The following is a 22,992-nucleotide window of genomic DNA, read 5'->3' as shown; positions in this document are numbered from 1 at the left end:
TCAGAGCTCGAGCGCGCCGATCACGTCGCCATACGCGGTCTCGCCGATGTCCTTGAAGCCGATGCGGTGGAAGAACGCCTCGGGGCCCTCTGCGCCCGGCTCCCACAGCACCGTGATGCGGTCGAAGCCGCGGCGCTTGGCCTCGCCCGCGAGCGCCTCGGCGGCGAAGCGGCCGACGCCCTTGCCCTGCACCTCGGCGTCGACGTTGATACGCCAGATGCACGCGCGGAACTCCTCGTGGGAGTTCTCGGGATCGAAGTTGCCGTGGATGAAGCCGACCACTTTGTCGTCGAGCAGCACGACGCGCTGCCACGCGGTGTTCGGGTTCACGACGGACGACTCCGCCGAGTACGTGACGGGGGCGATGAACTGTTCCTGGCCGGGCTTCAGCGACAGGTTGTTCGCGGCGACGATGTTCGATGCCGACAGTTCTTCGAGTCTCAGCTCAGCCATGCAGCCAAGGCTAACCGGTGGACGGCCGCCGCTGGTAGCCGAGTCCTGGCGCTCACATGCGCGTTTGTCTCGATGTCGAGATATTCTGCCGACGCGCTAAGCTGGCAGACGGCGTCCGCCCGCCCCGCAGGCTTCCCGTTTCCCCCAGTAGATCCAAGGAGAGACCCTCTTGTCCAAGATCAAGGTTGAAGGCACCGTCGTCGAGCTCGACGGCGACGAGATGACGCGCATCATCTGGCAGGCCATCAAGGACCAGCTCATCCACCCGTACCTCGACGTGAACCTCGAGTACTACGACCTCTCGATCCAGAAGCGCGACGAGACAGACGACCAGATCACGATCGACGCGGCCCACGCGATCCAGAAGCACGGCGTCGGCGTCAAGTGCGCCACGATCACCCCCGACGAGGCCCGCGTCGAGGAGTTCGGCCTGAAGAAGATGTGGCGCTCGCCGAACGGCACGATCCGCAACATCCTCGGCGGCGTGATCTTCCGCGAGCCGATCATCATCTCGAACATCCCGCGCCTCGTGCCCGGCTGGAACAAGCCGATCATCGTCGGCCGCCACGCGTTCGGCGACCAGTACCGCGCCACCGACTTCCGCTTCGAGGGCGAGGGCACCCTCACGATGACCTTCACGCCGAAAGACGGCTCGGAGCCCCAGCAGTTCGAGGTCTTCCAGTCGCCGGGCTCGGGTGTGGCCATGGGCATGTACAACCTCGACGCTTCGATCCGCGACTTCGCGCGCGCCTCGCTGAACTACGGCCTCGACCGCAACTACCCCGTCTACCTCTCGACGAAGAACACGATCCTGAAGGCCTACGACGGCCGCTTCAAGGACCTCTTCCAGGAGGTCTACGACGCCGAGTTCAAAGAGGCGTTCGACGCCGCCGGCCTCACCTACGAGCACCGCCTCATCGACGACATGGTCGCGGCATCCCTGAAGTGGGAGGGCGGCTACGTCTGGGCGTGCAAGAACTACGACGGCGACGTGCAGTCCGACACCATCGCGCAGGGCTTCGGCTCGCTCGGACTCATGACGAGCGTGCTCGCGACGCCCGACGGCAAGGTCGTCGAGGCCGAGGCGGCCCACGGCACCGTCACGCGCCACTACCGCCAGCACCAGCAGGGCAAGCCCACGTCGACGAACCCGATCGCCTCGATCTACGCGTGGACGCGCGGCCTCGCGCACCGCGGCAAGCTCGACGGCAACCAGGAGCTCATCGACTTCACGCACACGCTCGAAGACGTCGTCATCACGACGGTCGAGTCGGGCGCCATGACGAAAGACCTCGCGGCGCTCATCGGCCCCGAGCAGGCGTACCAGACGACCGAGGAGTTCCTCTCGACCCTCGCCGCCAACCTCAAGGCGCGCCTGGCGTAGTCGACACCAACTCGAGAACGGGGGTCGGATGCCGCGGCATCCGGCCCCCGTTCCGTTCTGGGCACACGGCTCCACCACGCGTGGTGGAGCGGCGGACTTGGAGGTCGTCGACGGTTGGGTTGTGGCTTCCCGAGGAGTCCGATCGGGGCAGTCGCGCCTGCTGGTTCGACGCCGATACATTCGGCCGACATGCCCCACCCGAGGGCACGGCAGTGAGGACCGATCATGAGTTCACCGGCAACTGGCCAGGATGGCGTGCAGGAGCCCGGGGTCGCCCCGCGGTCGACCTTCATGGAGGATGCCTCGAGAAACATCATGGGCCAGCCCCCAGTCCTCGGCCCGGATGGACGACCGGTCGAACAGAAATGGGCGACGGGCGCGGGGCGCATCGTCGGTTTCGTGGGCGGCGTGCTCGGGGTTCTCGCCGCACCCTTCGTCGGGATGCTCGGCGTTGCGCTCGGGTTCCTTGCCCTCGTGCTCGGCAGTACTGCTCGCGGCCATATGGCTCCGGGCCGGTCCGGCAGATGGGTTGCGAGCGCCGCATTCGTGCTCGGCATCGTCGCGATCGCGTTGGGCGTCGTGTCGTTCGTGATCGGGATCATCCTCCGCTGACCCGGCGGATCACCACCGCGGTTGTCCCCTTCCGCTCGCGGGCTGCACGGGACACACTGGAGAGGATGCCTCCTGCATCCAAGCTCCGCCGTCGACGGCGCCTGACCTCGCTCGTCGGCGCCGCAGTCGTCGTGCTCCTCGGCGGCGCGCTGTCGATCGCCACGGTCACGATGACCGCCGATGCGAGCGCGCAACTCGACGCACTGCTCCCGGACGCAACCGACGCCGTCGCAGATGCCCGGGCGAACTTCGACGAGTTGCGCGACACCCGCGATGCGGCGCAGGTCGCGCTCGACGACAGCGCGGGCTCGGTGCTCGACGAGGCAGCGCGCGATGCCCTCGCCGCGGCGCTCGACGAGACGAGCCTGCCCGAGGCCGATGCGCGGGCGGAACTCGAGGCCGCTGACGAGTTGCTCGATCGGGTCCGTACGGCGGACCGCTCCGTCATCGCCCTGGGTGAGCCCCTGCGGGAGGCCGCAACCGCGATCGGCGGGCTGGAGTTCGACGATCTCGAGCGGTTCTCCGAGCGCGTCGCGGCGCTCGACGAACCGCTCGCAGCCCTCGCCGTGGCCGTCGACGCGTGGAATGCGGCCTGGAAGGCCGAGCAGGAGCGGATCCTCCGCGAGCGCTACACCAACCACGTGTGGACCTCGGGGTGGATCCCAGAGCTCGACGCCTGCCGCGGATCGGTCGACCTGAGCGCCCAGTACGGCATCGGCGCCATCGCCGAGCACTGGTCGTGCGGTGGGAAGGACTTCCCGGACGACCCCGGAACGATCATCACGCTCACGGGTGTGCATGCGGGCACCTACCGTGTCGAGGGCATCGTGAAGATGCTCAACCAGAGCACGGCGACGGTGGCCGATCTCCCTCACGGATACGACCTGATCTACCAGACGTGCCAGAACGGCCAGTCGTCGACGATGTCGCTCACCGGGCTCACTCGGCTGGACTGAGAGAGGCCCTCCATGGCGTGCGACTGACACGCGTCGCCACGCTTCCGTCGCGGGCGGAGGTCGATTCCTCCTCCATTCGCGTCGCAGCATCGGCGATCGCGTGCCCTGTTACAACTCGGTAACGGCGAGAAGAAGTGTCCGGGAAACTCTTGCGACAAGTTTGTTCGTAAGCTTTACTAACAAACATGACAGAGCAGGATGTGGAGCGAGGCCCGGAGCCGACCGAGCCCGTGCCGGCACCCTATGGCGCGGCCACCGACCTGCTCACCGTGCCCTTCGCCGGCGCTCCCATCTTCACTCGCGCCCGCGCCCTCCGCCCCACCGGCAAGGTCCTGCCGGAGCACGCGCGCAGCCACAACCGCGCACTCGTGCTGCAGACCCTCTACACGGCGGGTGCGCAGAGCCGAGCGGATGTCGCCCGCGAGACCGGCCTCACGAGGGTCACCATCTCCGACCTCGTCGCCGACCTCATCGCCGAGGGGCTCGTCATCGAGCTCGGCCAGCGCGAGCACGCGCGTCCCGGCAAGCCCGCCATCCTCATCGACGTCGACCGCGCCGCCTTCCACATCATCGGCGTCGACCTCTCGGAGCACCAGCGATTCCTCGGCGCCGTCATCGACCTCGACGGCGACATCGTCTCGCGCGCCGAGGTCGACCGTGCCGGCGCGACGGGCGAGCACGCGATCGACCTCGTGATCGAACTCGTGCGTACGCTGCTCGGGAGCACCACGACCCCCGTGCTCGGCATCGGCGTCGGCTCGCCCGGTGTCGTCGACCCGCTCGGGGTCGTGCGCTCGGCGCCGAACATCGGCTGGACCGATGTCGCGCTCCAGGCGCGCCTCGCCGACGAGTTCTCCCTGCCCGTGCACGTCGCGAACGACGCCAACGTCGCCGTGCTGGCCGAGCACGGAGCATCGCAACTCGACGACCTGCTGCTCGTGAAGATCGGGCACGGTGTCGGCGCCGGGCTCATCATCGGCGGTCGTCCGGTCATCGGCAGCGGCTTCGCGGCCGGCGAGATCGGCCACGTCGTCGTCGGCACCGACGGCGGTCCACGCTGTGCGTGCGGCAAGCACGGATGCCTCGAGGTATGGCTCGCCGTGCCGCGGCTCACCGCGCGACTCGACGCCATCGACCCCGACTCGCCCGACGCGGCATCCGCTCGCGACGAGATCCTGCACGAAGCCGGCCGGAGGCTCGGCATCGTGCTCGCCCCCGTGGTCGGTGCGCTCAATCTCGCCGAGGTCGTGCTCAGCGGCCCGGCCGAACTGCTTGACGGCGCCTTGCACGAGGCGACCGTCGACACGCTCCGGAATCGGACGATGGCGGAACACAGCCGCGATCTGAGGCTCCGGATGACCGCGCAGGCGCAGGACATCGTCTTGCGCGGGGCGGCCGTCATGGTCCTGTCCGGACAACTCGGAGTCGCGTGACGGACTCCACGCACCACGGGTGACAGCGACCCCCGCTGTTTCCCACACCCGATGAAAGGAAACGACAATGAGGAAACTCGGCATTGTGGCGCTCGGCGCCGCCGCTGCGCTCACCCTCGCCGGTTGTGCGTCTGGTGGCACCGGCGGGGAGGAAGGCGCCGAGATCCGCGTCTGGCTCGTCGGCACCGACACGCCCGACGAAGCCCGCGAGTACCTGGTGGACACGTTCGAAGAGGAGCACCCCGGTTCGACGCTCGTCATCGAGGAGCAGTCGTGGGAAGGTCTCGTCGACCGGCTCACCACGAGCCTCTCCGGCTCCGACAGCCCTGACGTCGTCGAGGTCGGGAACACCCAGGCCTCCGCGTTCACGTCGGCGGGTGCGTTCCTCGACATCACCGAGTACTACGACGAGCTCGGCGGTGACGACCTGCTCCCCGGCTTCGTCGAGGCGGGTTCGTACGACGACAAGTTCTATGCGGCTCCGCTCTACTCGGGCTCTCGCCTCGTGTTCTACAAGAAGGACGCCCTCGCGGCGGCCGGATTGTCGGTCCCGACGACGCTCGACGACTACGTCGCCAACGGCAAGGCGCTCGCGGCGGCGAACCCGGGCAAGTCGGGCATCTGGTGGCCCGGCCAGGACTGGTACAACGCGCTCCCGTTCATCTGGGAGAACGGCGGCGAGGTCGCCGTGCCCGACGGCGAGGAGTGGGATGCACAGCTCTCCTCGGCCGAATCGGTCGCCGGCCTCACCCAGGTCCAGGACGTCATGACCAACGCCTCGGCAGCTCCCAAGGACGCCAACGAGACCGGCCCCGAGGTCGGCTTCTGCGACGGCACGACGCTGCAGCTGTCGGCTCCCAGCTGGGTCAAGTGGTCGATCCTCGCTCCGGCCGACGCTGAGGCGCCCGGCTGCCCCGACCAGGAGGCCAACCTCGGCGTCTACGCCCTCCCGGGCAAGGACGGCGGCGCGGCTCAGGTCTTCGCCGGCGGATCGAACATCGGCGTCTCGGCGAAGTCGGCTCACCCCGACCTCGCGGTCGATGCCCTGAAGATCATCCTCTCCGACGAGTTCCAGACGATCTACGGCAAGGGCGGACTCGTTCCGGCCAAGCTCTCGCTCGCCGACACGCTCGGCACCGACGAGGTCGCGCAGGCGATCGCGGCGGCCGCGGGCAATGCCAAGCTCACCCCGGCTTCGCCGAAGTGGGCCGACGTCGAGGCCGCGGGCATCCTGCAGGACCTCTTCGTCAAGATCGCCCAGGGCGGCGACGTGCAGTCGCTCGCCGAGGCAGCTGACGAGGAGATCGAGGCGATCCTCAACAGCTAGCCGGAACCTCCGGCTGCGCGATGCGGCGGCGCCCTGCCGCCGCCGCATCGCACTCCTCGAACTCTTCCCCCAGGAGCGTGAACCATGACCACGGTCGACAGCGAACTCGAACCGGTGCCGAGCGCCGTCTCAGGCGAACGCCTGACGGCCCCGCGCCCGAAGCCCGCGGGCAGGCCCCGACGTCGCCAGGGCGGCTTCACCCCCTACGCACTGCTCACGCCCGCGCTCATCGTGCTGGCCCTCATCGTCGGCTGGCCCCTCATCCAGCTCATCATCACCTCGTTCCAGAAGTTCGGCCGCGCACAGGTCTTCGGCGCCCCGCCCGAATGGGTCTGGCTGGAGAACTACGCAAAGGTCCTCACCGACCCCGTGTTCTACGGCGTGCTCTCGCGCACCCTCGTCTTCGCCGCGGCGTGCGTCGTGCTCACGATGCTCGTCGGCACCCTCATCGCCCTCATGATGACGCGCCTCCCGAAGACGTTCCGCACCCTGCTCTCCGTCGGAATGCTGCTCGCATGGGCCATGCCCGCACTCACCGCCACGGTCGTGTGGGGCTGGATGTTCGACACCGCCTATGGGGTGATCAACCACGTGCTCGTCAACACCTTCGGCCTCGAAGAGTACTTCCAGCACTCCTGGCTCATCGATCCGCTGAGTTTCTTCTTCGTGGCGGGCATCATCATCGTCTGGGGCGCGGTGCCGTTCACCGCGTTCACACTCTACGCGGGCCTCACCCAAGTGCCCGACGAGGTGCTCGAGGCGGCGCAACTCGACGGCGCGGGTGGCTTCCAGCGATTCCGGCTGATCATCTTCCCGTACCTCAAGCCCGTGTTCCTGATCGTCACGATCCTCCAGGTGATCTGGGACCTGCGCGTCTTCACGCAGATCTTCGCCCTGCAGGACATCGGCGGCATCCGTGCCCTCACCAGCACGCTCGGCGTGTACATCTACCAGACCTCGATTGCGGGCGGCGAGTTCGGCCAGGGCGGCGCGATCGCCGTGGTCACCGCGATCCTGCTCATGTCGATCTCGATCTACTACGTCCGCCAGGTCACGAAGGAGGAGGAGCTGTGAGCGCCACCGTCGCCCCCGGCCAGAAGGTCGGCGGCCTCTTCGCCGAAGCCGCACCCACCGATCTCGCCAAGCGCACCGGCGGAGGCCGGCGCCGCCTCACGACCTGGGTGCTGAGCGCCGTCTCGGTCGTGCTGTTCCTGCTCTTCGTCTTCCCGGTCTACTGGATGGTGAACACCTCGTTCCAGCCGAACAACGCGATCCGCGGTTCGGACATCCACTACTGGCCCGACAACTTCACGCTTCGCAACTACGAGACCGTGCTGTTCGACCCGGGTCGCACCCCGTTCCTGCCGGCGGCCGGCAACTCGCTCGTCATCACGATCCTCACCGTGATCATCGCGCTCGTGTTCGCGTTCCTGGCATCGATCGCCGTGACGCGCTTCCGGTTCGCGTCGCGACGCACGTTCATCATCGTGATCCTCGTCGTGCAGATGATCCCCGGTGAGGCGATGATCGTGTCGATCTTCCGGGTCATCGACGGCTGGCACCTGCTCAACACGATCGCGGGCCTCACCCTCGTGTACATCGCGACCGTGCTCCCGTTCACGATCTGGACCCTCAGGGGTTTCGTGAACGGCGTGCCGGTCGAGCTCGAGGAGGCGGCCATGATCGACGGATGCTCCAGGGCGGGCGCCTTCTGGCGCGTCACGTTCCCGCTGCTCGCACCGGGGCTCGTCGCGACCGGCGTGTTCGGCTTCATCCAGGCGTGGAACGAGTTCATCATGGCCCTCGTCCTGAATGCCCGGCCCGAGATGATGACGCTCCCCGTCTGGCTGCGCACGTTCCTCGTGTCGACCGGCACCACGAACTGGGCCGCGATCATGGCGGGGTCGACCCTCATGGCGATCCCCGTGATCGTGTTCTTCCTCATCGTGCAGGGCCGGATGACGAGCGGACTCGTGAGCGGGGCCGTCAAGGGATGAGCGCGCTGCACGAGACCGGCGCGGAGACCGACCTGCGCCGGGACATCCTCACGACACTGCTCCCGGGCTTCAGCGGCATGGAGGCGCCCACGTGGCTCCTCCGCCGGCTGGCCGACGGCCTCGGCGGCGTGTGCGTCTTCGGCCCCAACATCCGCTCCGTGGAGCAGCTGCGCGCCATGAGCACCGCGCTGCGCACGGCGAACCCGCTCGCGATCGTCGCGATCGACGAGGAGGGCGGCGACGTCACGCGGTTGTTCTACGACCGCGGGGCGCCCTACCCGGGCAACGCCGTACTCGGGCGCGTCGACGATCCCGAGCTCACCGCGCGCGTCGCGCGAGCAGTGGGGGAGGCGCTGCTGGCCACGGGATGCACCGTGACCTTCGCGCCCGACATCGACGTCAACTCCAACCCCGACAACCCGGTGATCGGGGTGCGGAGCTTCGGCGCCGATCCCGAGCTCGTCGCGCGGCACTCCGCTGCGTGGACGCGCGGACTCCAGGAGACGGGCATCGCCGCGAGCGCGAAGCACTTCCCGGGACACGGCGACACCGCGACCGACTCGCACCTCGCGCTGCCCGTCGTCGACGTGCCGCTCGAGACACTCCGGGAGCGGGAGCTCGTGCCGTTCCGCGCCGCCATCGCCGCGGGCACGCGCACGATCATGACCTCGCACATCCTGCTTCCCCAGCTCGACCCCGACAACCCGGCCACCCTCTCGCCGCGCATCCTGCAGGGCCTGCTGCGCGGGGAGCTCGGATTCGACGGGGTCATCGTGAGCGACGCGCTCGACATGCACGGAGCGAGCGGCACGCACGGCATTCCCGAGGCTGCACTGCGGGCGCTCGCCGCCGGATGCGACCTGCTGTGCATCGGCTTCGACAACACCGACTCGCAGCTCGACGAGATCGTCGCGGCCGTCGAGCACGCGATCGCCTCCGGGCGGCTGCCGGCGGAGCGCGTTCGCGATGCCGCACGACGGGTGCGCGAGCTCGGCGGGAGCGCGCCGCCGGTGAGTGACCTCCCGGCGTTGCCGCCGTCGATCGAGCCCGAGCGCGACGGGCACGAGCTCGCCCGAGTCATCGGCGCCTTCGAAGTGTCGGATGCCGCTCGTACGCGCCTGGCCGGATCCGCGCGCATCGGCACGGTGGTGCGGATCGACACCGTCGCGAACATCGCCGTCGGCGTCGCGCCGTGGGGACCCTTCGCAGCGGAGGCGCTCGCGGGAGCTCCCTCGTGGCTCGGCGACGCCGAGGTCGTGACGGTGTCGGCCGAGCGCGCGCTCGCGGGCCCGGCCGCCCTCGCCGGCACAGTGCTCGTCGTGGGCAAGGACTTGCACCGGCATCCGTTCGCCCGTGCCGCGATCGAGGCGCTGCGCACCGTGCGAGACGACGTCGTGACGATCGACCTGGGCTGGCCGTCGAACGATCGCGCCTTCGCCGACGTGGCGACGTTCGGCGCGTCACGGCTCCTCGGCGAAGCGGTCGTCGAGTTCGTGGCGGCGTCGCTCACGCCTCCGCCTTCGGTGGCGGAGGTGTCGTGAGGCTCGGAATCGACATCGGGGGCACGAAGACCGCGGCGGTCGCGATCGGCGCCGACGGTGAGCTCAGCGACCAAGTGCGGATGCCCACCGGGTTCGGCGCCGAGGCGGTCGTTGCGACGGCGCTCCGCACGGTGCAGCGGATGACCGAGTTGGCCGGCGTCGGAGCCGCCTCGTTCACGTCGATCGGCATCGGCATTCCCGGCGCCGTCGACAGCGACACCGGCCGGGTCGCCCACGCCGTGAACCTCGGGCTCGAGGGCCTCGAACTCGGCTCGCGCCTCTCCGACACGCTCGGCGTCGAGGTGCGCGTCGAGAACGACGTGAAGGCGGCGGCCGTCGGCGCGCACCACCTGCTCGGCATCGCCGACGGCATCCGGGCGCACTCGATGGCCTACCTCAACCTCGGCACCGGGCTCGCGGCCGGGATCGTGCTCGACGGGCGCCTGCTGCGCGGCGGCCACGGTGTCGCCGGCGAGATCGGCCACCTCCCGGTCGACCCCGCCGGCGTCGTGTGCGGGTGCGGCCAGCGCGGCTGCCTCGAGACGCTGGTCTCGGGCTCGGCGATCGCCCGGATGTGGCCGACCGTGCACGCGCTGCCCGCACGTGCACTGTTCGACGCCGCCGATTCCGGCGACCCGCGCGCGATCGAGGTCCGTGAGCGATTCCTCACGGGCGTCGCGGCCGCCGTGCGGCTGCTCGTGCTCACGGCCGATGTCGACGAGCTCGTGATCGGCGGCGGGCTCTCCGCGCTCGGCGGTCCGCTCCTCGCCGGTACTCGCCGTATTCTGGGCGAGTGGGCCCTCGACTCGGCCTTCCTCGCTTCGCTCGACCTCGCCGCACGGGTGAAGGTCATTCCGCTCGGATTCCCCGCGGCCGCCGTGGGTGCCGCCCTCGTAGGAGAACACCAATGGCTGAAGTCGTGATCGTCGCCGACGAGGATGCCGCGGGGGCCCTCGTCGCCGACGCGATCGTCTCCCTCATCCGCGCCAAACCCGATGCGGTGCTCGGTCTCGCGACCGGCTCGACGCCGCTCGCGAGCTATCGCGCACTCGCGCATCGCATCGCCGACGACGGCATCGACGTGCGCGGGGTGCGCGGATTCGCGCTCGACGAGTACGTGGGGCTGCCGGCGGGGCATCCCGAGAGCTACCGCGCCGTGATCACGCGCGAGGTCGTCGAGCCGCTCGGCCTGACCCCCGAGCTCGTGCGCGTGCCGCACGGTGACCCCGCGACCATCCGCACCGCTGGCGACGACTACGAGCGCGCGATCACCGACGCAGGAGGAGTGGACCTCCAGATCCTCGGTATCGGCCGCACGGGCCACATCGGCTTCAACGAGCCGGGCTCCTCGCTCGCGTCGCACACGCGGGTGAAGACCCTCACCGAGGCGACCAGACGCGACAACGCGCGCTTCTTCGACTCGCCCGACGACGTGCCGATGCACTGCATCACGCAGGGCATCGGCACGATCCTCCGCGCCCGGCACCTCGTGCTCCTCGCGTTCGGGAAGGCCAAGGCGCACGCCGTAGCGGCTGCGGTCGAAGGACCGGTCTCGGCGAACCAGCCGGGCTCGGCGATCCAGCTGCACCCGCACACGACGGTGATCGTCGACGAGGCCGCGGCATCCGAGCTCGCCAATCTCGACTACTACCGGCACGCGTGGGCGCACAAGCCCGACTGGCAGGGCATCTGACCCGAGCGGATGCCGCTGCGGCATCCGCGATCCTGCACCTCGTGCCCCGGCGGATGAGGCAGATTCAGCGCGATTCCGGCGTGTCGCGGCACCCGATCCCGCGCGTCGCACGCATCTGCCTCATCCGCTGGCCTCACTCAGTGGGGGAGCGCCTCGGGGAGGGCCGCGAGGTACGCCTCTTCGTCGAAGTCGGTGATGATGGCGCGCTGCACCATGAACCCGGGCCCGGCGCCCATGACGACCGGGGTGAGACGGGCCGCCCAGTCTTCGGGATCGCCGTCGACGCGGCCGGGCTCGGCCGCCGCCCACGCGGCCAGGCTCTGGCGCACGGTCTCACGAAGGCGGCCGAAGATGCCCTGGACGAGGTCGAGGATGTCGGGGTTGACGGCCGCCTCGGCCCAGAGCCGGCATCCTGCAGGGCTGGTTCGGGGCGCTGCAGGGCGACTACTGGCTGAACTCCGCGGCCATCGCCCTTGCGCTCGCTGCGATCGCGACGACGATCACGGGCTTGGCGGCGCTCATGGGTCGCGCCGGCATCGCCGTCGGCGCCGTCGTCATGCTGCTCTTCGCCAACCCGATCTCAGCTGCTGCGGTGCCGAAGGAGTTCCTGGTGGCTCCGTGGGGCGAGGTCGGCCAGTGGTTCCCTCCGGGCGCGGCGGCGACCCTCATCCGTGAGCTGTCGTACTTCCCGTCCGCCGACACGGCGTTCCCGTGGCTCGTGCTCGCGGCGTGGGCGGCGGGCGGCATCCTGCTCTCGGTCGTCGGCCACTTCCGCACCGCGGGCGGCGCGGAACCCGATGCCGAGGCATCCGTCGCCGAATCTGATGCCGAGGCATCCGTCGCCGTCTGACGCCGTCGCCGCCGTCAGCCGCTTCCGGTGGTCAGGCGAGTTGCTTGCGGCCGTTCAGGATGCCGCTGACCGCCGCGATCACGGCGAACACGACCCCCACGACAGGCTGGCCGAGCATCCACCATCCGATCGCCGCTGACGAGAAGACCGCGATCTCGACGAGCGCCTTGCCGAACACGTCGATGTGGAACACCGACTTCGGCGAGACGAACAGCGCCCACACGAGGATCGCGAGCGCGGGCGCACCGAGGCCCACGAGCAGCCCGGGCCACGGCAGCGGGAACGCCATGAAGCCCCAGATGCCGAGCGAGACGAACGCGAAGAGCTCGAGGAAGAAGCGGAGGATGTCGTTCGGCCCGATTCTCGTCTCGGCTCGTGCGTCGGTCATCTGGCCAGTTTACCGGCGCGACTCACCGGAAGATGATCGTGCGGGCGCCGTCGACCAGCACCCGGCGCTCGGCGAACCACTTCACCGCTTGGCTGAGCGTGCGGCTCTCTTCGTCTTGCCCGATGGCGACGAGTTCGGCCGGGCTGCGCGAGTGATCGACGCGCACCACGTTCTGCTCGATGATCGGCCCCTCGTCGAGATCGCTCGTGACGAAGTGCGCGGTCGCACCGATGAGCTTCACGCCGCGCGCGTGCGCCTGGCGATACGGGTTCGCGCCCTTGAACCCCGGCAGGAACGAGTGGTGGATGTTGATGCACCGCCCCTCGAGCGCAGCACAGAGTTCGGGAGAGAGGATCTGCATGTACCGGGCGAGCACCACGAGCTCGACGTCGTGCTCTTCGACGGCCTCGAGCACCCGGGCCTCGAACGCCGCCTTCGACTCGGGCGACGTGACCGCCGCCGACTCGAACGGCACGCCGTAGAAGTCGACGAGGTCGCGCAGCGTGCCGTGGTTCGACAGCACGAGCGGGATCTCGACGGGCAGCTGCCCGGCCCGCTGGCGGAACAGCAGGTCGTTCACGCAGTGGCCTGCGGTCGACGCGAGCACGAGCGTGCGCAGGGGACGCCCCACCTCGTCGAGATGCCACGACATGTTCCACTGCTCGGTGACCGGCGCGAGCGCCTCCTCGAGCTCGGAGCGGCCGGCGGGCGACTCCACCTGCAGGCGCATGAAGAAGCGCCCGGTGTCGAGGCTCGTGAACTGCTGGCTCTCGGTGATGTTGCCGCGGGCCGCCACGATCGCCCCGCTCACCGCGTGCACGATGCCGGGTGCATCGATGCAGCTGAGTGTCAGCACCCAGTGGAACAAGTGGGTGGGCGCTGCTGGGGCTTGCGTGGTCATCCGCCCAGATTACTGCGTCGGGTACACTGATCTCGGTCGTCGGTTCTCGTGCGGCCCTGGGCGCGCGTCGCCGAACCGCTCGTCGGCCTGCTCGTCTCGGTGTTCGCGTTCGCCGTGGTCGTCACGAGCGCTCCGCTCACGGCAGTGACGAGCCGGATGCCGCGACACGGCCTCCTCGTCGCCGTGCTCGTCGTGCTCGGCCTCTCCACTCTGGCCTCGGCGCTCGTGTCCGAGTACTGGATGCTCGTCGTGGTGCGTATCGCGGGCGGCGTCGCGCACGGCGTGTTCTGGGCGATCGTCGCTGCATACGCCGCCCGGCTCGTGCCGCGCGTCCAGATCGGTCGGGCGGTCGCGGTGACCCTCGGCGGCGGCACGCTCGCGCTCGTGGCCGGCGTGCCCGCGACGACCGCGCTCGGTCAGCTGCTGGGTTGGCGACCCGTCTTCGCGATCGTCGCCGTGCTCACGCTCGCGGGTGCCCTGCTCGTGTGGCGCATCCTGCCCGGGGTCGACTCCGCCGGGGCGCAGGCCACAGCGGCGCGCTTCCGGCTCGGCGACCGGGGGCTTCGCCCGGTGCTGGTCGTCTGCGCGGTCACGGCCGTCACGATGCTCGGCCAATACGCCGTGTTCACCTACATCACCCCGCTCATCATCGACGTGCTCGGCTTCGACCCCGGCCTCGTCGGGCCGCTCCTGTTCGTGTACGGGGTGACGGGCGCCGCAGGTCTCGTGATCACCGGCTCCACGATCGCCCGCAGGCCCACTCGAGCGATCGTGGCGGCGATGGCGCTCGCCGCGGCGGCGCTGCTCGTGCTCGGCGCGTCCCTCGGCGACGTGCCCTCCCTCCTCGCCTTCGGTGTATGGGGCCTCGCATTCGGGGCGATCCCGCCGCTGTTGTACACCCGGTTGCTGCATGCCACGCCCGTGAGTCACCGTGACGCCGCGAGCGCGCTCTACACGACGGCGTTCAACACCGGCATCGGCGGCGGGGCGCTCGTCGGCGCCGTCGTGTTCGGCTGGATCGGCGTGCAGGTGCTGCCATTCCTCTACGCCGCGGTGCTCGTCGTGGCCGCGCTCGTCGTGGTGCGAGCCGCACTGCGCGAGCGCGCTCAGTCCGCGTCGACCACCGGAGGCACCGAGACCGCGTCGAGCCCGTTGGGGATGGCGCCCGGCAGCCCGCCGAGAATGTCGTCGTCGGTTCCGGGGAAGATCGCAGCCGCGGTCGGCCCAACGCGTGTGCCGACCGAGTAGCGCACCTCCACCGGTCGCGAGCGATCGAGGGCCGGGACGATCCACACCCGTGCATCCCCGCGGCGGTCGAGGGTGCGCGTGAACCACGGACGCCCGTCGATGAGCACCTCGATGCCCGTCGACGGCACCCCCTCGAAGTCGGCGCGGCTGAAGAGGATCGACGAGCTGCGCACCGCCATCGACGGGCTGGCGAGCGACACCGGGACCTGCGTGCTCTCGGAGCGGTTGCCCGCGAGGTCGGTCTGGGTCACGAGCAGGGTGGTCGCGCCCGCGCGCAGGCCCGTGATCTCGATGCGCCAGTCGCCGGAGGTCGCATCGGCCGTGACGAGCCAGTCGCCGGAGGTCGCATCCGCCGTGACGAGCCGGTCGCTGTCGGCCGACTCGATGAGCACCCGTGCCCCGGACTCGGCCGTTCCCGTGATGATCGGGAAGACGAGGCCGCCCGCCGTGTCGACGTTCAGGATCGCCGGGGGGAGCGCCTCGGTGTCGACGGGCTCTGGGTCGGGTTCGGGGTCGGGGGCGGGATCGGGCGTGGGATCCGGTACGGGTTCGGGATCGGGCGTGGGGTCGGGTGTGGGATCCGGTACCGGCTCGGTATCGGGCTCTGGCGCGGGGCTCGGCGACGGGCTCGGTGCGGTGCTCGGTGCAGGGCCTGGGGCCGGACCCGGCGCCGGACTCGGAGCGGGCACGGGAGCGGGCACGACCGTGCCCGGCCCGGGGTCGGGCGCGACGGGCTCGGGATCCGTGACCGGCGCGGGAGTCGGCAACGGCTCGAGCGGCGGCTGCGGCTCGGGGAGCACCGGCGCTGCGGCATCCGGAGCGTCGGCGATGTTGGACGACTCCGACTCGACCTGTGCCACCACGGCCGGAGGCGTCGTCTGGTTGGCGGCCGAGATCGCCGGCACGACGATGACCGCGGCGACCGCCACCGCTGCGAGTGCGAGCGCTCCGGCGCCCACGCCGATCGCGAGGCCGCTGCCGCCGGCGGCACCCGCCACGGTGGCCCCCGTAGCGGAAGCTCCGGCACCGCTCCCGGCACCCGCGGCACCGCTTCCGCTGCCGGAAGCGCCACCGGCGCCCGTGATGACGGCCGGCATTCCCGCTCCACCGAGTGCGACGTTCACCACGGGCGCGCCCTGGGACAACCAGGCGGAGTACGCCGTCGCGCCGCCGATCCCGGCTGCGAGCGGCAGCAGCACGAGCGCGAGACGCGACCCGACCTCTCTCGCTTCGGCGGCGACGATGGTGCAGCGTGCGCAGTCGTCGAGGTGGGCTTCGAGCCGTGCCGTCTCGCGCGCGCGGAGCCTGCCGCGCGTGTACCCGCCGAGCCGATCGATGCTCCACTGGCACTCGGGCTCTGCTGCCGCGTTGCGCAAGTGTGCCTGGATCCATGCCTGTCGCAGTCCCTCGCGGGCCCGGTAGGCGAGGGCGGCAGTGCTGTTCGCGCTCATGCCGACGATCGGCGCGATCTGCTGCGGGGTCATGTTCTCGACCTCGGAGTACCAGAGCACCTCCTGCCAGCGGGTGGGGAGGGAGCGGAAGGCCTGGGCGGTCGTCGAGCGGTCGAGGGCGTCGAGGGTCGCCGATTCGCTCGAGGAGGGGTCTTCGAATGACTCGAGCGTCTCGAGGTTCGTCTCATGCCGGGCACGGCCCCACCCGGCCGCGGTGTTGCGGATCGTCGTGAAGAGGTAGGGGCGGAACGCGCCTCTCGGCCCGCCGCCCGCGAGGATCGCATCGTAGATCTTCGTGAAGGACTCCGCGACGAGATCGTCGGGGTCGAGCGAGCTGTAGGAGCGCGCGACCGTGCGGGCCGATGCCGAGTGGCGCCGCCAGAGTTCCGCGTACGCCGAGCGTTCGCCGCGGCGCGTGCGCTCGATGAGCGCCTGGTCGGCAGCCTGGTCGGTGCGTACGGGGGGCACACCGCCTCCTTCGGTTTCGGGCGAACAAAAGGCGTCTCATAGGAGAGACGCTTCGATCGGCGATTCATGACGCGCTCGCCGGGTGGACCCATTCCACCAGATTTCTTCGGAACCCGCGTCATAGATCGCGTAGCTCGACATCTCTCAGGGTGAGGGAGGCAATTCAGGCCCTCGTGCACCACCGTCTCAGGAGACCCGAACCCCGAGACGGATGCCGGCGGAGCCGGCGCCTGATCGGTCGCGTCGGGGGTCGAGGCGACCGATCGACCGGGCGGGGGTTCGGAGGCGATGGGGAACACGTCTCCGAGCCCCGCCACAGGTGCACCAAGAGCCGCGAGGCGTTCAGACGAGTCGGTTCCCGGCGCTCCACACGGCCTCGACGCCGAGCTCGTCGCCGAGCAGCACGGCATCGGCGGCATACCCCGGCTCGAGGCGGCCGAGGTCCAGCGCACGGCCGATCGCCGCGGCGGGGGCGACCGTCAGCGCACCGACCGCCTCCTCGAGTGGGATTCCGCTGTCGACGACGGCGCGGCGCAGCGCCTGGTCCTGCGTGAGCGTCGACCCCGCGATCGAGCCTCCGTCGCGCAGCCGGGCGACGCCGCCCGCCACCACGACGTCGAGCGAGCCGAGGATGTAGTCGCCGTCGGCCGAGCCGGTCGCCGCCATCGCATCGCTCACGAGCGCCACCCGCCCCGGCGCGCCCGCGAACGCGAGGCGCACGATGTCGGGATGCACGTGCACGCCGTCGTTGATGATCTCGAGGGTCACGTGATCGGCGCGCATCGCCGCCACGACCGGACCGGGAGCACGATGGTGGATGCCGCGCATGCCGTTGAAGGCATGTGTGAGCATGCTCGCCCCGGCCTCGAACGCCGCGAGCGCCGTCTCGAAGTCGGCGCCGGTGTGCCCCACGGCGACGACGACCCCGGCGTCGGTGAACCGGGCGATCGCCTCGGCCGCTCCCTCTCGCTCAGGGGCGAGGGTGACCTGCCGAAGCGTGCCGCCCGCGGCTTCGAGGAGCAGGTCGACGGATGCCGCATCCGCCGTGCGCAGCATGCCCGGGTCATGCGCCCCACGGAACTCCGCGTCGAGGAACGGACCCTCGAGGTGAGCGCCGAGCACGCGCGGGTCGGTCACGGCGACCCGCGCGATCGCCTCGAGCTGGGTCGCGAGTCGGTCGATCGGGGCCGTCACGAGCGAGAGCACCGAGCGGGTGGTGCCGTGGGCGTTATGCACGGCGAGCACTGTCTCGATGGCCGCCTCGCCCTCGTCGACCGACGCCCCGCCGGCGCCGTGGCAGTGGAGATCGATGAATCCCGGAACGAGGAAGCGGCCCGCGGCATCCGTCACGTCGGCCCCAGCGGAGAGCTCGTCACGCCACGAATCGCCGATGCCGCGCGCCGCGATGCGGTCGCCCTCGAATCGCACCCACGCATCGGCGACGGTGTCGGCACCGCTCACGAGGCGCGCGGAGTGGATGACGGCCTGGGAAGTGCTCACTTCGCAACGATAACGTCGTAGCCGCGGTCGGCGAGGCGTTCGCGCTGCTCCTCGGTGGCCCCGGCGTCGGTGATGAGCGTCGTGAACAGCCGCGGCGCGCCGATCGCCGCGAACGCGCGCTTGTCGATCTTGCTCGAGTCCGCGACGAGCACGGCGTTGGTCGCGCGGGCGGCCATGAGCGCGTTCACTGCCGCCTCGCGCTCGTCGTGCGAGGTCGGGCCGACGTTCGCATCGATGCCGTTGACCCCGATGAACGCGAAATCGAGGGTCACGCTCGCGAGCACCGCGTCGGCATACGAGCCGACGAGCTCGTAGGAGCGGGCGTGCACGACGCCGCCCGTGACGACCGTCTTGATCTGGGGGCGCATCGCGAGCTGCATCGCGATGTTGATCGCGTTCGTCACGACCGTGAGGCTCGGGTCGGGTGCCGGCTCCATGATGTCGGCACGCGACATGAGCGCGTCGGCTATGGCCGTCGCCGTCGTGCCGCCGCAGAGCCCGATCACGGCGCCGCGCGGCACGAGGGCGCTCGCAGCACGCGCGATCGCCGCCTTGGCCTCGGGGTTCTGCTGGTTCTTGTAGCGGATCGGCAGGTCGTAGGCCACGGAATGGGCCACTGCGCCGCCGCGAGTGCGGGTGAGCAGTTGCTGCTGCGCGAGGGCGTCGAGGTCACGACGTGCCGTGGCCGGCGAGACCCCGAGCCGCTCCACGATCGTGTCGACCTCGAGCTGCCCGTCTTCGGCGAGCAGGTCGAGCACGGCGCCAAGTCGTTCTGCGCGGTTCATGCGTGCTGCTCCTTCCCGGCCGCGGCGAGGAGCAGGAGCAGCCGGGCCGCTTCATGCTCGACGGCGATTCGGCCCTCCGCGATATACGTTCGCGAGTCTACGACCGTGGGGTGCTCGTTGAGGTACCGGCGAACCGCGCCCGTGAAGCGGGTGTTCAGGTGGGTCGACACGTTGACCTTCGTGACGCCGGCGCGGATGCCCGCCACGATCGCCTCGTCGGGAACACCGGATGACCCGTGGAGCACGAGCGGGACCGGCACCGCTGCCCGCAGGCGCGAGATGAGGTCGAGGTCGATCGCGGCGACCCGCTCCGTCATCGCGTGCTGCGAGCCGACCGCGACCGCGAGCGCCTCGACGCCGGTCGCCGCGACGAAGCGCGCCGCCTCGTCGGGATCGGTTCGCACTCCCGGCGCGTGCGCGCCGTTCTTGCCGCCGATCTCGCCGAGCTCGGCCTCGACGAGCACGCCTGCGGCGGAGGCGCGCTTCACGACGAGGCGAGTCGCCGCCACGTTCTCGGCGAAGTCGAGCTTCGACCCGTCGTACATGACCGAGCCGAAGCCGAGCTCGATCGCCCGGAGCGCGAGGGCGGGGTCCTCCGCGTGGTCGAGGTGCACCGCGATGTCGGCGCTCGACGCCTCGGCCACCGCGAGCGTCGCCAGGGCGATCGGCTCGAGCCCGCCGTGGTAGCGGACGCAGTTCTCCGAGAGCTGCAGGATGACGGGATGGCCCGCGGACTCGGCCGCCGAGGCGAGGGCCTCGGCCGTCTCGAGATGCAGCACGTTGAAGGCGCCGACACCTCGCCCTGCGGCGAAGGCCGAGTCGAGGAGCTCGCGGGTTGGCGTGAGCGTCATGCGTGCTCCTCGGAGATCGCTTCGACGACGACCTCGGCCTCGAGGGCCTCGCGCTCGGCGGAGAGCTCGCCCGCGAGCGGCATGAGCACGGCCGACGCAGACCAGGCCACGGCTCGGCGAGCCAGGCGTGAGCGCGCGTCGTCGGCGGCATCCGTCTCGGCGAACAGATCGGGGGTGTCGGCGAGGGCTGCCGCGATCGCGGCGACGAGTGCGTCGCCCGCCCCCGTGGCGTTGCCGTGGAGCACTCGGGGCAGCCGCGCACTGAGACCGCCCGCGCCATCCGCTCGGCTGACGGAGATGAGCCCTTCGGCGCCGAGCGAGACGACGACGAGGCCCGCCCCGAGATCGAGGAGCGCTCGCGCTCCGCTGACCGGGTCGGCGTGCCCCGTTGCCGCTTCGAGTTCGTCGCGGTTCGGCTTGAGGGCGTGTGCGCCGGCCCTCGCGGCGGCGAGGAGGCCCGGACCGCTCGTGTCGACGACGACGCGCGCACCCGCGGCCACGAGGCCCCCGACGAGCGCATCGAGCGCGTCGGGGGAGACGCCGGGCGGCAGGCTCCCGCAGATCGCCACGACGCGGGACCGACGCCCGAGGCGCGATGCCGCCTCGAGCAGGGCACGCGACTCGGCGGCGTCGAGCGGTGCGCCGTGCTCGTTGAGGATCGCCGTCTCGCCGCGCTCGTCATCGACGATCGCGATGCTGCGGCGGGTTGCGCCGCCGATCGGCACGAGGTGATGCGGGATGCCACTCGAGTCGAGCTCGCTCGCGAACTCGGCGCCCGTCGCGCCGCCGCTCGTGGCGAGTGCGAGCACCTCGACGTGCTGGCCGTGCAGGACCCGGGCCACGTTCACGCCCTTGCCGCCCGCGCGCGCGGCTGCGGCGGGCACCCGGTGCGTCGCCCCCGGGGTGAGCCGGTCGACGTGCCACGTGAGGTCGAGCGCGGGGTTCGGGGTGACGGTGAGGATCACGGCGCGCCGCCCGCCTCGAGGGCCGCGGCGAGGTCGCGCGCCGCGAGGGCGGTGCCGAGCAGGCCTGCGTCGTCGCCGAGCTGCGCCTGCACGAGTGCTGGCCGGCGGTGGAAGCTCAGCAACCCGTCGAGTCGTTCGCCCAGCGGCGTGAAGAGGGCGGGACCGGCCTCGGCCAAGCCGCCGCCGATCACGACCGCCTCGGGGGCGAGGATCGCGACGAGCCGCGCGAGCTGCTCGGCGAGCGCCTCGATGGCGTCGTCCCACACCTGCCTGGCCAGCGGGTCACCCGCGCTCGCCGCGGTGAGCACGTCGCGGGCGCCGGTGACGGCGGTGCCGGATGCCGCGGTGTAGCGGCGGGCGATCGCGCCCGCTGAGGCGATCGTCTCGAGGCATCCGACCGCACCGCACGCGCAGCGCTCGCCGCGCGGGTCGCTCAGCGCGTGTCCGAGCTCGCCCGCGAAACCGCCGCCGGAGTAGGGGTGCCCGCCGAGCACGATCGAGCCCGCGATGCCCGTGCCGATCGCGAGCACGACGACGTCGCCGTAGCCGCGTGCAGCGCCGAGGCGGTGCTCGGCGTCGCCTGCGGCTCGCACGTCGTGGCCGAACGCGACGGGAAGCTGCATCGCGTCTTCCGCGAGCGAGCGGAGCGGCGCGTCGCGCCAGCCGAGGTTGCTGGCGAAGATGCCGACGCCGGTGCGCTCGTCGACGAGGCCGGGCACGCTCACGCCCGCGGTCGCGACTCGCGCGCCGGGCGCTTCGGCGAGGTGCTCGCGGGCGAGGCCGGCAAGCGCGGCGACGATCGCGCCGGCAGGGTCGGCCGGGTCTCGCGGGGTCGGGGTGCGGCGCAGGCCCAGCACGGTGCCGTTCGCGTCGATGAGCGCCGACTTGGTGTCGGTGCCGCCCACGTCGAATGCGAGCACGGCGTCGCCCGCGCCGAGCGGCTGCGCTGCGGCCCGAGTGGTCGTCTCGGGCATCAGGCGAGAATGACGGAACGGGTGAGGTTGCGCGGCTCGTCGGGGTCGAGCCCCCGGGCGCGGGCCCGCGCGAGTGCGACGCGCTGGGCGCGAACGAGCTCCGCCATCGGGTCGAGCGAGCCGGACTCGAAGTGGGCACCGGTCGCGGCGACCTCGGCATCGAGGCCCTCGGGCGCCTCGCCGAGGTGCCAGGTCACGCGACCAGGGGCGGCGATCGAGATCGGGCCGTGCCGGTACTCCATCGACGGGTACGACTCGGTCCACGACTGCGACGCCTCGCGCATCTTCAGGGCGGCCTCATGGGCGAGGCCCACCGCCCAGCCGTGGCCGAGGAAGGTGTACTGCTCGGCCTTCGTGAGCCGGGGGTCGAGCTCCTCGGCGATCGCACGCTCCGCGTCGGCGATGGGCCCGTCGAGGCGCTCGCCGAGCGAAGCCCGGAACAGTGCGAGCGCGGTCGTGGCGAAGCGGGTCTGCACGACCGACTGCTCGTCGGCGAAAGGGAGCGTCACGGCCTCGTCGACGAGGTCGACGAGCGGTGATGCGGCATCGCCGATGACGCCGATCGTTCGCACCCGGCCGCGCAGCCCATCGACGAGCTGCAGCACCTCGGTGGTCGTACCCGATCGGGTGAGTGCCACGACGGCGTCGTAGCCGCGGTCGACGAAGGCCTCGGATGCCGCGAAGGCATCGGTCTCACCGTGTCCGCTCGCTTCGCGGAGCCACGCGTACGACTGCGCGATGAACCACGAGGTGCCGCACCCGACGACGGCGACCCGTGACCCGGGGCCCGGGAGCAGTGCCTGCTCGTCGTGCAGCTCGGCGGCGCGCGCCCAGGTCTCGGGCTGCGAGGCGAGTTCCGCGGCCATGTGCAGGCCGGGGGCGGTGGGGGACTGCGGTGTGCTCACGATCGGTGCTCCAGGGTGCTGGGAAGCCCACCCGCGGGGTGTCGCGGGCGGTATGACGATTCAATGATTGCAGATGACTGTTCCACCTGTCCATCGATCACTAAGGCGATCATTGTGGAAAAATGCGGCAAAATTCTCCGTTTGTGAGGAATCTGAACAAATTCCGGTAACAAATGCGTTTCCCGTCTTGACGGGCGTGTGGCATCCGTCGTACGTTTCCTGCGTCCACTGAACGGAATTGATCGTTTTGTGATCGAATCCGTCAGGAAGCATCACTTCGGCCTGCTCGATTTGAGTTTCCGGACGCACG

General features: G+C 70.7%; 21 protein-coding genes and 2 pseudogenes. 12 read left to right on the top strand and 11 right to left on the bottom strand.

Annotated elements, in window-relative coordinates; genetic code table 11:
• Window positions 1-453 (bottom strand): GNAT family N-acetyltransferase, encoded by a 453-nt coding sequence (locus tag J7E25_RS03920; protein WP_214868152.1) that lies wholly within the window; start codon window positions 451-453, stop codon window positions 1-3.
• 169 nt (window positions 454-622) lie between these two features.
• On the opposite strand from J7E25_RS03920, the gene J7E25_RS03915 reads away from it, so the two are divergent.
• The 10 genes from J7E25_RS03915 to J7E25_RS03870 all read left to right on the top strand — a co-directional run bounded on the left by J7E25_RS03915 (window position 623) and on the right by J7E25_RS03870 (window position 11,396).
• Window positions 623-1,837: an NADP-dependent isocitrate dehydrogenase gene (locus J7E25_RS03915; protein ID WP_214868150.1), complete on the top strand. Its 1,215-nt coding sequence runs from the start codon at window positions 623-625 to the stop codon at window positions 1,835-1,837.
• A gap of 225 nt (window positions 1,838-2,062) precedes the next feature.
• On the top strand, window positions 2,063-2,449 hold the full coding sequence (locus J7E25_RS03910) for a hypothetical protein (RefSeq protein WP_214868148.1): 387 nt from the start codon (window positions 2,063-2,065) through the stop codon (window positions 2,447-2,449).
• Between the two features lie 65 nt (window positions 2,450-2,514).
• A complete protein-coding gene (locus J7E25_RS03905) occupies window positions 2,515-3,405 on the top strand; it encodes a hypothetical protein (RefSeq protein ID WP_214868146.1) in 891 nt (296 codons plus the stop codon).
• Window positions 3,406-3,590: 185 nt separating this feature from the next.
• Window positions 3,591-4,838, top strand: coding sequence for an ROK family transcriptional regulator (locus J7E25_RS03900; RefSeq protein WP_214868144.1), 1,248 nt, complete (start codon window positions 3,591-3,593; stop codon window positions 4,836-4,838).
• Window positions 4,839-4,905: 67 nt separating this feature from the next.
• On the top strand, window positions 4,906-6,165 hold the full coding sequence (locus J7E25_RS03895) for an extracellular solute-binding protein (protein ID WP_214868142.1): 1,260 nt from the start codon (window positions 4,906-4,908) through the stop codon (window positions 6,163-6,165).
• Between the two features lie 84 nt (window positions 6,166-6,249).
• On the top strand, window positions 6,250-7,239 hold the full coding sequence (locus J7E25_RS03890; RefSeq protein WP_214868140.1) for a carbohydrate ABC transporter permease: 990 nt from the start codon (window positions 6,250-6,252) through the stop codon (window positions 7,237-7,239).
• Between the two features lie 107 nt (window positions 7,240-7,346).
• Window positions 7,347-8,162: a carbohydrate ABC transporter permease gene (locus tag J7E25_RS03885; protein WP_308164350.1), complete on the top strand. Its 816-nt coding sequence runs from the start codon at window positions 7,347-7,349 to the stop codon at window positions 8,160-8,162.
• Window positions 8,159-9,703 (top strand): glycoside hydrolase family 3 protein, encoded by a 1,545-nt coding sequence (locus tag J7E25_RS03880; RefSeq protein WP_214868138.1) that lies wholly within the window; start codon window positions 8,159-8,161, stop codon window positions 9,701-9,703. Before J7E25_RS03885 ends, J7E25_RS03880 begins: the two co-directional genes overlap by 4 nt.
• Window positions 9,700-10,626, top strand: a complete 927-nt coding sequence (locus J7E25_RS03875) for an ROK family protein (protein ID WP_214868136.1) — start codon at window positions 9,700-9,702, stop codon at window positions 10,624-10,626. The genes J7E25_RS03880 and J7E25_RS03875 overlap by 4 nt, the downstream gene beginning before the upstream one ends.
• On the top strand, window positions 10,611-11,396 hold the full coding sequence (locus tag J7E25_RS03870; RefSeq protein WP_214868134.1) for a glucosamine-6-phosphate deaminase: 786 nt from the start codon (window positions 10,611-10,613) through the stop codon (window positions 11,394-11,396). The genes J7E25_RS03875 and J7E25_RS03870 overlap by 16 nt, the downstream gene beginning before the upstream one ends.
• 137 nt (window positions 11,397-11,533) lie before the next feature.
• Here the strand turns inward: J7E25_RS03870 and J7E25_RS03865 are convergent.
• Window positions 11,534-11,803: pseudogene (locus J7E25_RS03865) on the bottom strand (TetR family transcriptional regulator C-terminal domain-containing protein); the annotation flags it as partial.
• Window positions 11,804-11,904: 101 nt separating this feature from the next.
• On the opposite strand from J7E25_RS03865, the gene J7E25_RS03860 reads away from it, so the two are divergent.
• On the top strand, window positions 11,905-12,246 hold the full coding sequence (locus J7E25_RS03860; protein WP_214868132.1) for a hypothetical protein: 342 nt from the start codon (window positions 11,905-11,907) through the stop codon (window positions 12,244-12,246).
• A 31-nt stretch (window positions 12,247-12,277) separates the two neighbouring features.
• Here J7E25_RS03860 and J7E25_RS03855 read toward each other — a convergent pair whose 3' ends face one another.
• Both J7E25_RS03855 and purU read right to left on the bottom strand, forming a co-directional pair.
• Window positions 12,278-12,634, bottom strand: a complete 357-nt coding sequence (locus tag J7E25_RS03855; RefSeq protein ID WP_214868130.1) for a YrdB family protein — start codon at window positions 12,632-12,634, stop codon at window positions 12,278-12,280.
• Between the two features lie 22 nt (window positions 12,635-12,656).
• Complete coding sequence (purU, locus tag J7E25_RS03850; protein WP_214868128.1) at window positions 12,657-13,535, bottom strand: formyltetrahydrofolate deformylase; 879 nt, start codon at window positions 13,533-13,535, stop codon at window positions 12,657-12,659.
• A 48-nt stretch (window positions 13,536-13,583) separates the two neighbouring features.
• Between purU and J7E25_RS17750 the strand changes: the two are divergent.
• Window positions 13,584-14,612: pseudogene (locus tag J7E25_RS17750) on the top strand (MFS transporter); the annotation flags it as partial.
• 29 nt (window positions 14,613-14,641) lie between these two features.
• Here the strand turns inward: J7E25_RS17750 and J7E25_RS18265 are convergent.
• The 7 genes from J7E25_RS18265 to J7E25_RS03815 form a co-directional block, all read right to left on the bottom strand.
• Complete coding sequence (locus tag J7E25_RS18265; protein ID WP_214868126.1) at window positions 14,642-16,702, bottom strand: sigma-70 family RNA polymerase sigma factor; 2,061 nt, start codon at window positions 16,700-16,702, stop codon at window positions 14,642-14,644.
• A gap of 342 nt (window positions 16,703-17,044) precedes the next feature.
• Window positions 17,045-18,202, bottom strand: coding sequence for an N-acetylglucosamine-6-phosphate deacetylase (gene nagA / locus J7E25_RS03840; protein WP_214868125.1), 1,158 nt, complete (start codon window positions 18,200-18,202; stop codon window positions 17,045-17,047).
• Window positions 18,199-18,987, bottom strand: coding sequence for a DeoR/GlpR family DNA-binding transcription regulator (locus tag J7E25_RS03835; RefSeq protein WP_214868124.1), 789 nt, complete (start codon window positions 18,985-18,987; stop codon window positions 18,199-18,201). Before J7E25_RS03835 ends, nagA begins: the two co-directional genes overlap by 4 nt.
• Window positions 18,984-19,838: a class II fructose-bisphosphate aldolase gene (locus J7E25_RS03830; RefSeq protein WP_214868123.1), complete on the bottom strand. Its 855-nt coding sequence runs from the start codon at window positions 19,836-19,838 to the stop codon at window positions 18,984-18,986. The genes J7E25_RS03835 and J7E25_RS03830 overlap by 4 nt, the downstream gene beginning before the upstream one ends.
• Window positions 19,835-20,803: a 1-phosphofructokinase family hexose kinase gene (locus J7E25_RS03825; protein ID WP_214868122.1), complete on the bottom strand. Its 969-nt coding sequence runs from the start codon at window positions 20,801-20,803 to the stop codon at window positions 19,835-19,837. Before J7E25_RS03825 ends, J7E25_RS03830 begins: the two co-directional genes overlap by 4 nt.
• Entirely contained in the window at window positions 20,800-21,777 is a 978-nt protein-coding gene (locus tag J7E25_RS03820; RefSeq protein WP_214868121.1) for an ROK family protein, read from the bottom strand. The genes J7E25_RS03825 and J7E25_RS03820 overlap by 4 nt, the downstream gene beginning before the upstream one ends.
• Window positions 21,777-22,643: an SIS domain-containing protein gene (locus J7E25_RS03815; protein WP_214868181.1), complete on the bottom strand. Its 867-nt coding sequence runs from the start codon at window positions 22,641-22,643 to the stop codon at window positions 21,777-21,779. The genes J7E25_RS03820 and J7E25_RS03815 overlap by 1 nt, the downstream gene beginning before the upstream one ends.
• Window positions 22,644-22,992: the final 349 nt, after the last annotated feature.

Origin of the sequence: Agromyces sp. ISL-38, assembly GCF_018613935.1 — a bacterium.
Taxonomy (GTDB): Bacteria; Actinomycetota; Actinomycetes; order Actinomycetales; family Microbacteriaceae; genus Agromyces.
Note: the sequence above shows the minus strand (reverse complement) of the source record. Positions and strands in the feature narration are given on the sequence as shown.

Bases quoted from the DNA above. Each gene is read 5' to 3' on its own strand.
- J7E25_RS03880 (WP_214868138.1), top strand. From the start codon at position 8,159: ATGAGCGCGCTGCACGAGACCGGCGCGGAGACCGACCTGCGCCGGGAC.
- J7E25_RS03900 (WP_214868144.1), top strand. From the start codon at position 3,591: ATGACAGAGCAGGATGTGGAGCGAGGCCCGGAGCCGACCGAGCCCGTG.
- J7E25_RS03820 (WP_214868121.1), bottom strand. From the start codon at position 21,777: ATGCCCGAGACGACCACTCGGGCCGCAGCGCAGCCGCTCGGCGCGGGC.
- J7E25_RS03870 (WP_214868134.1), top strand. From the start codon at position 10,611: ATGGCTGAAGTCGTGATCGTCGCCGACGAGGATGCCGCGGGGGCCCTC.
- J7E25_RS03855 (WP_214868130.1), bottom strand. From the start codon at position 12,634: ATGACCGACGCACGAGCCGAGACGAGAATCGGGCCGAACGACATCCTC.
- J7E25_RS03910 (WP_214868148.1), top strand. From the start codon at position 2,063: ATGAGTTCACCGGCAACTGGCCAGGATGGCGTGCAGGAGCCCGGGGTC.
- J7E25_RS03905 (WP_214868146.1), top strand. From the start codon at position 2,515: ATGCCTCCTGCATCCAAGCTCCGCCGTCGACGGCGCCTGACCTCGCTC.
- J7E25_RS03815 (WP_214868181.1), bottom strand. From the start codon at position 22,643: ATGGCCGCGGAACTCGCCTCGCAGCCCGAGACCTGGGCGCGCGCCGCC.
- J7E25_RS03895 (WP_214868142.1), top strand. From the start codon at position 4,906: ATGAGGAAACTCGGCATTGTGGCGCTCGGCGCCGCCGCTGCGCTCACC.
- J7E25_RS03835 (WP_214868124.1), bottom strand. From the start codon at position 18,987: ATGAACCGCGCAGAACGACTTGGCGCCGTGCTCGACCTGCTCGCCGAA.
- J7E25_RS03890 (WP_214868140.1), top strand. From the start codon at position 6,250: ATGACCACGGTCGACAGCGAACTCGAACCGGTGCCGAGCGCCGTCTCA.
- purU (WP_214868128.1), bottom strand. From the start codon at position 13,535: ATGACCACGCAAGCCCCAGCAGCGCCCACCCACTTGTTCCACTGGGTG.
- J7E25_RS03920 (WP_214868152.1), bottom strand. From the start codon at position 453: ATGGCTGAGCTGAGACTCGAAGAACTGTCGGCATCGAACATCGTCGCC.
- J7E25_RS03830 (WP_214868123.1), bottom strand. From the start codon at position 19,838: ATGACGCTCACGCCAACCCGCGAGCTCCTCGACTCGGCCTTCGCCGCA.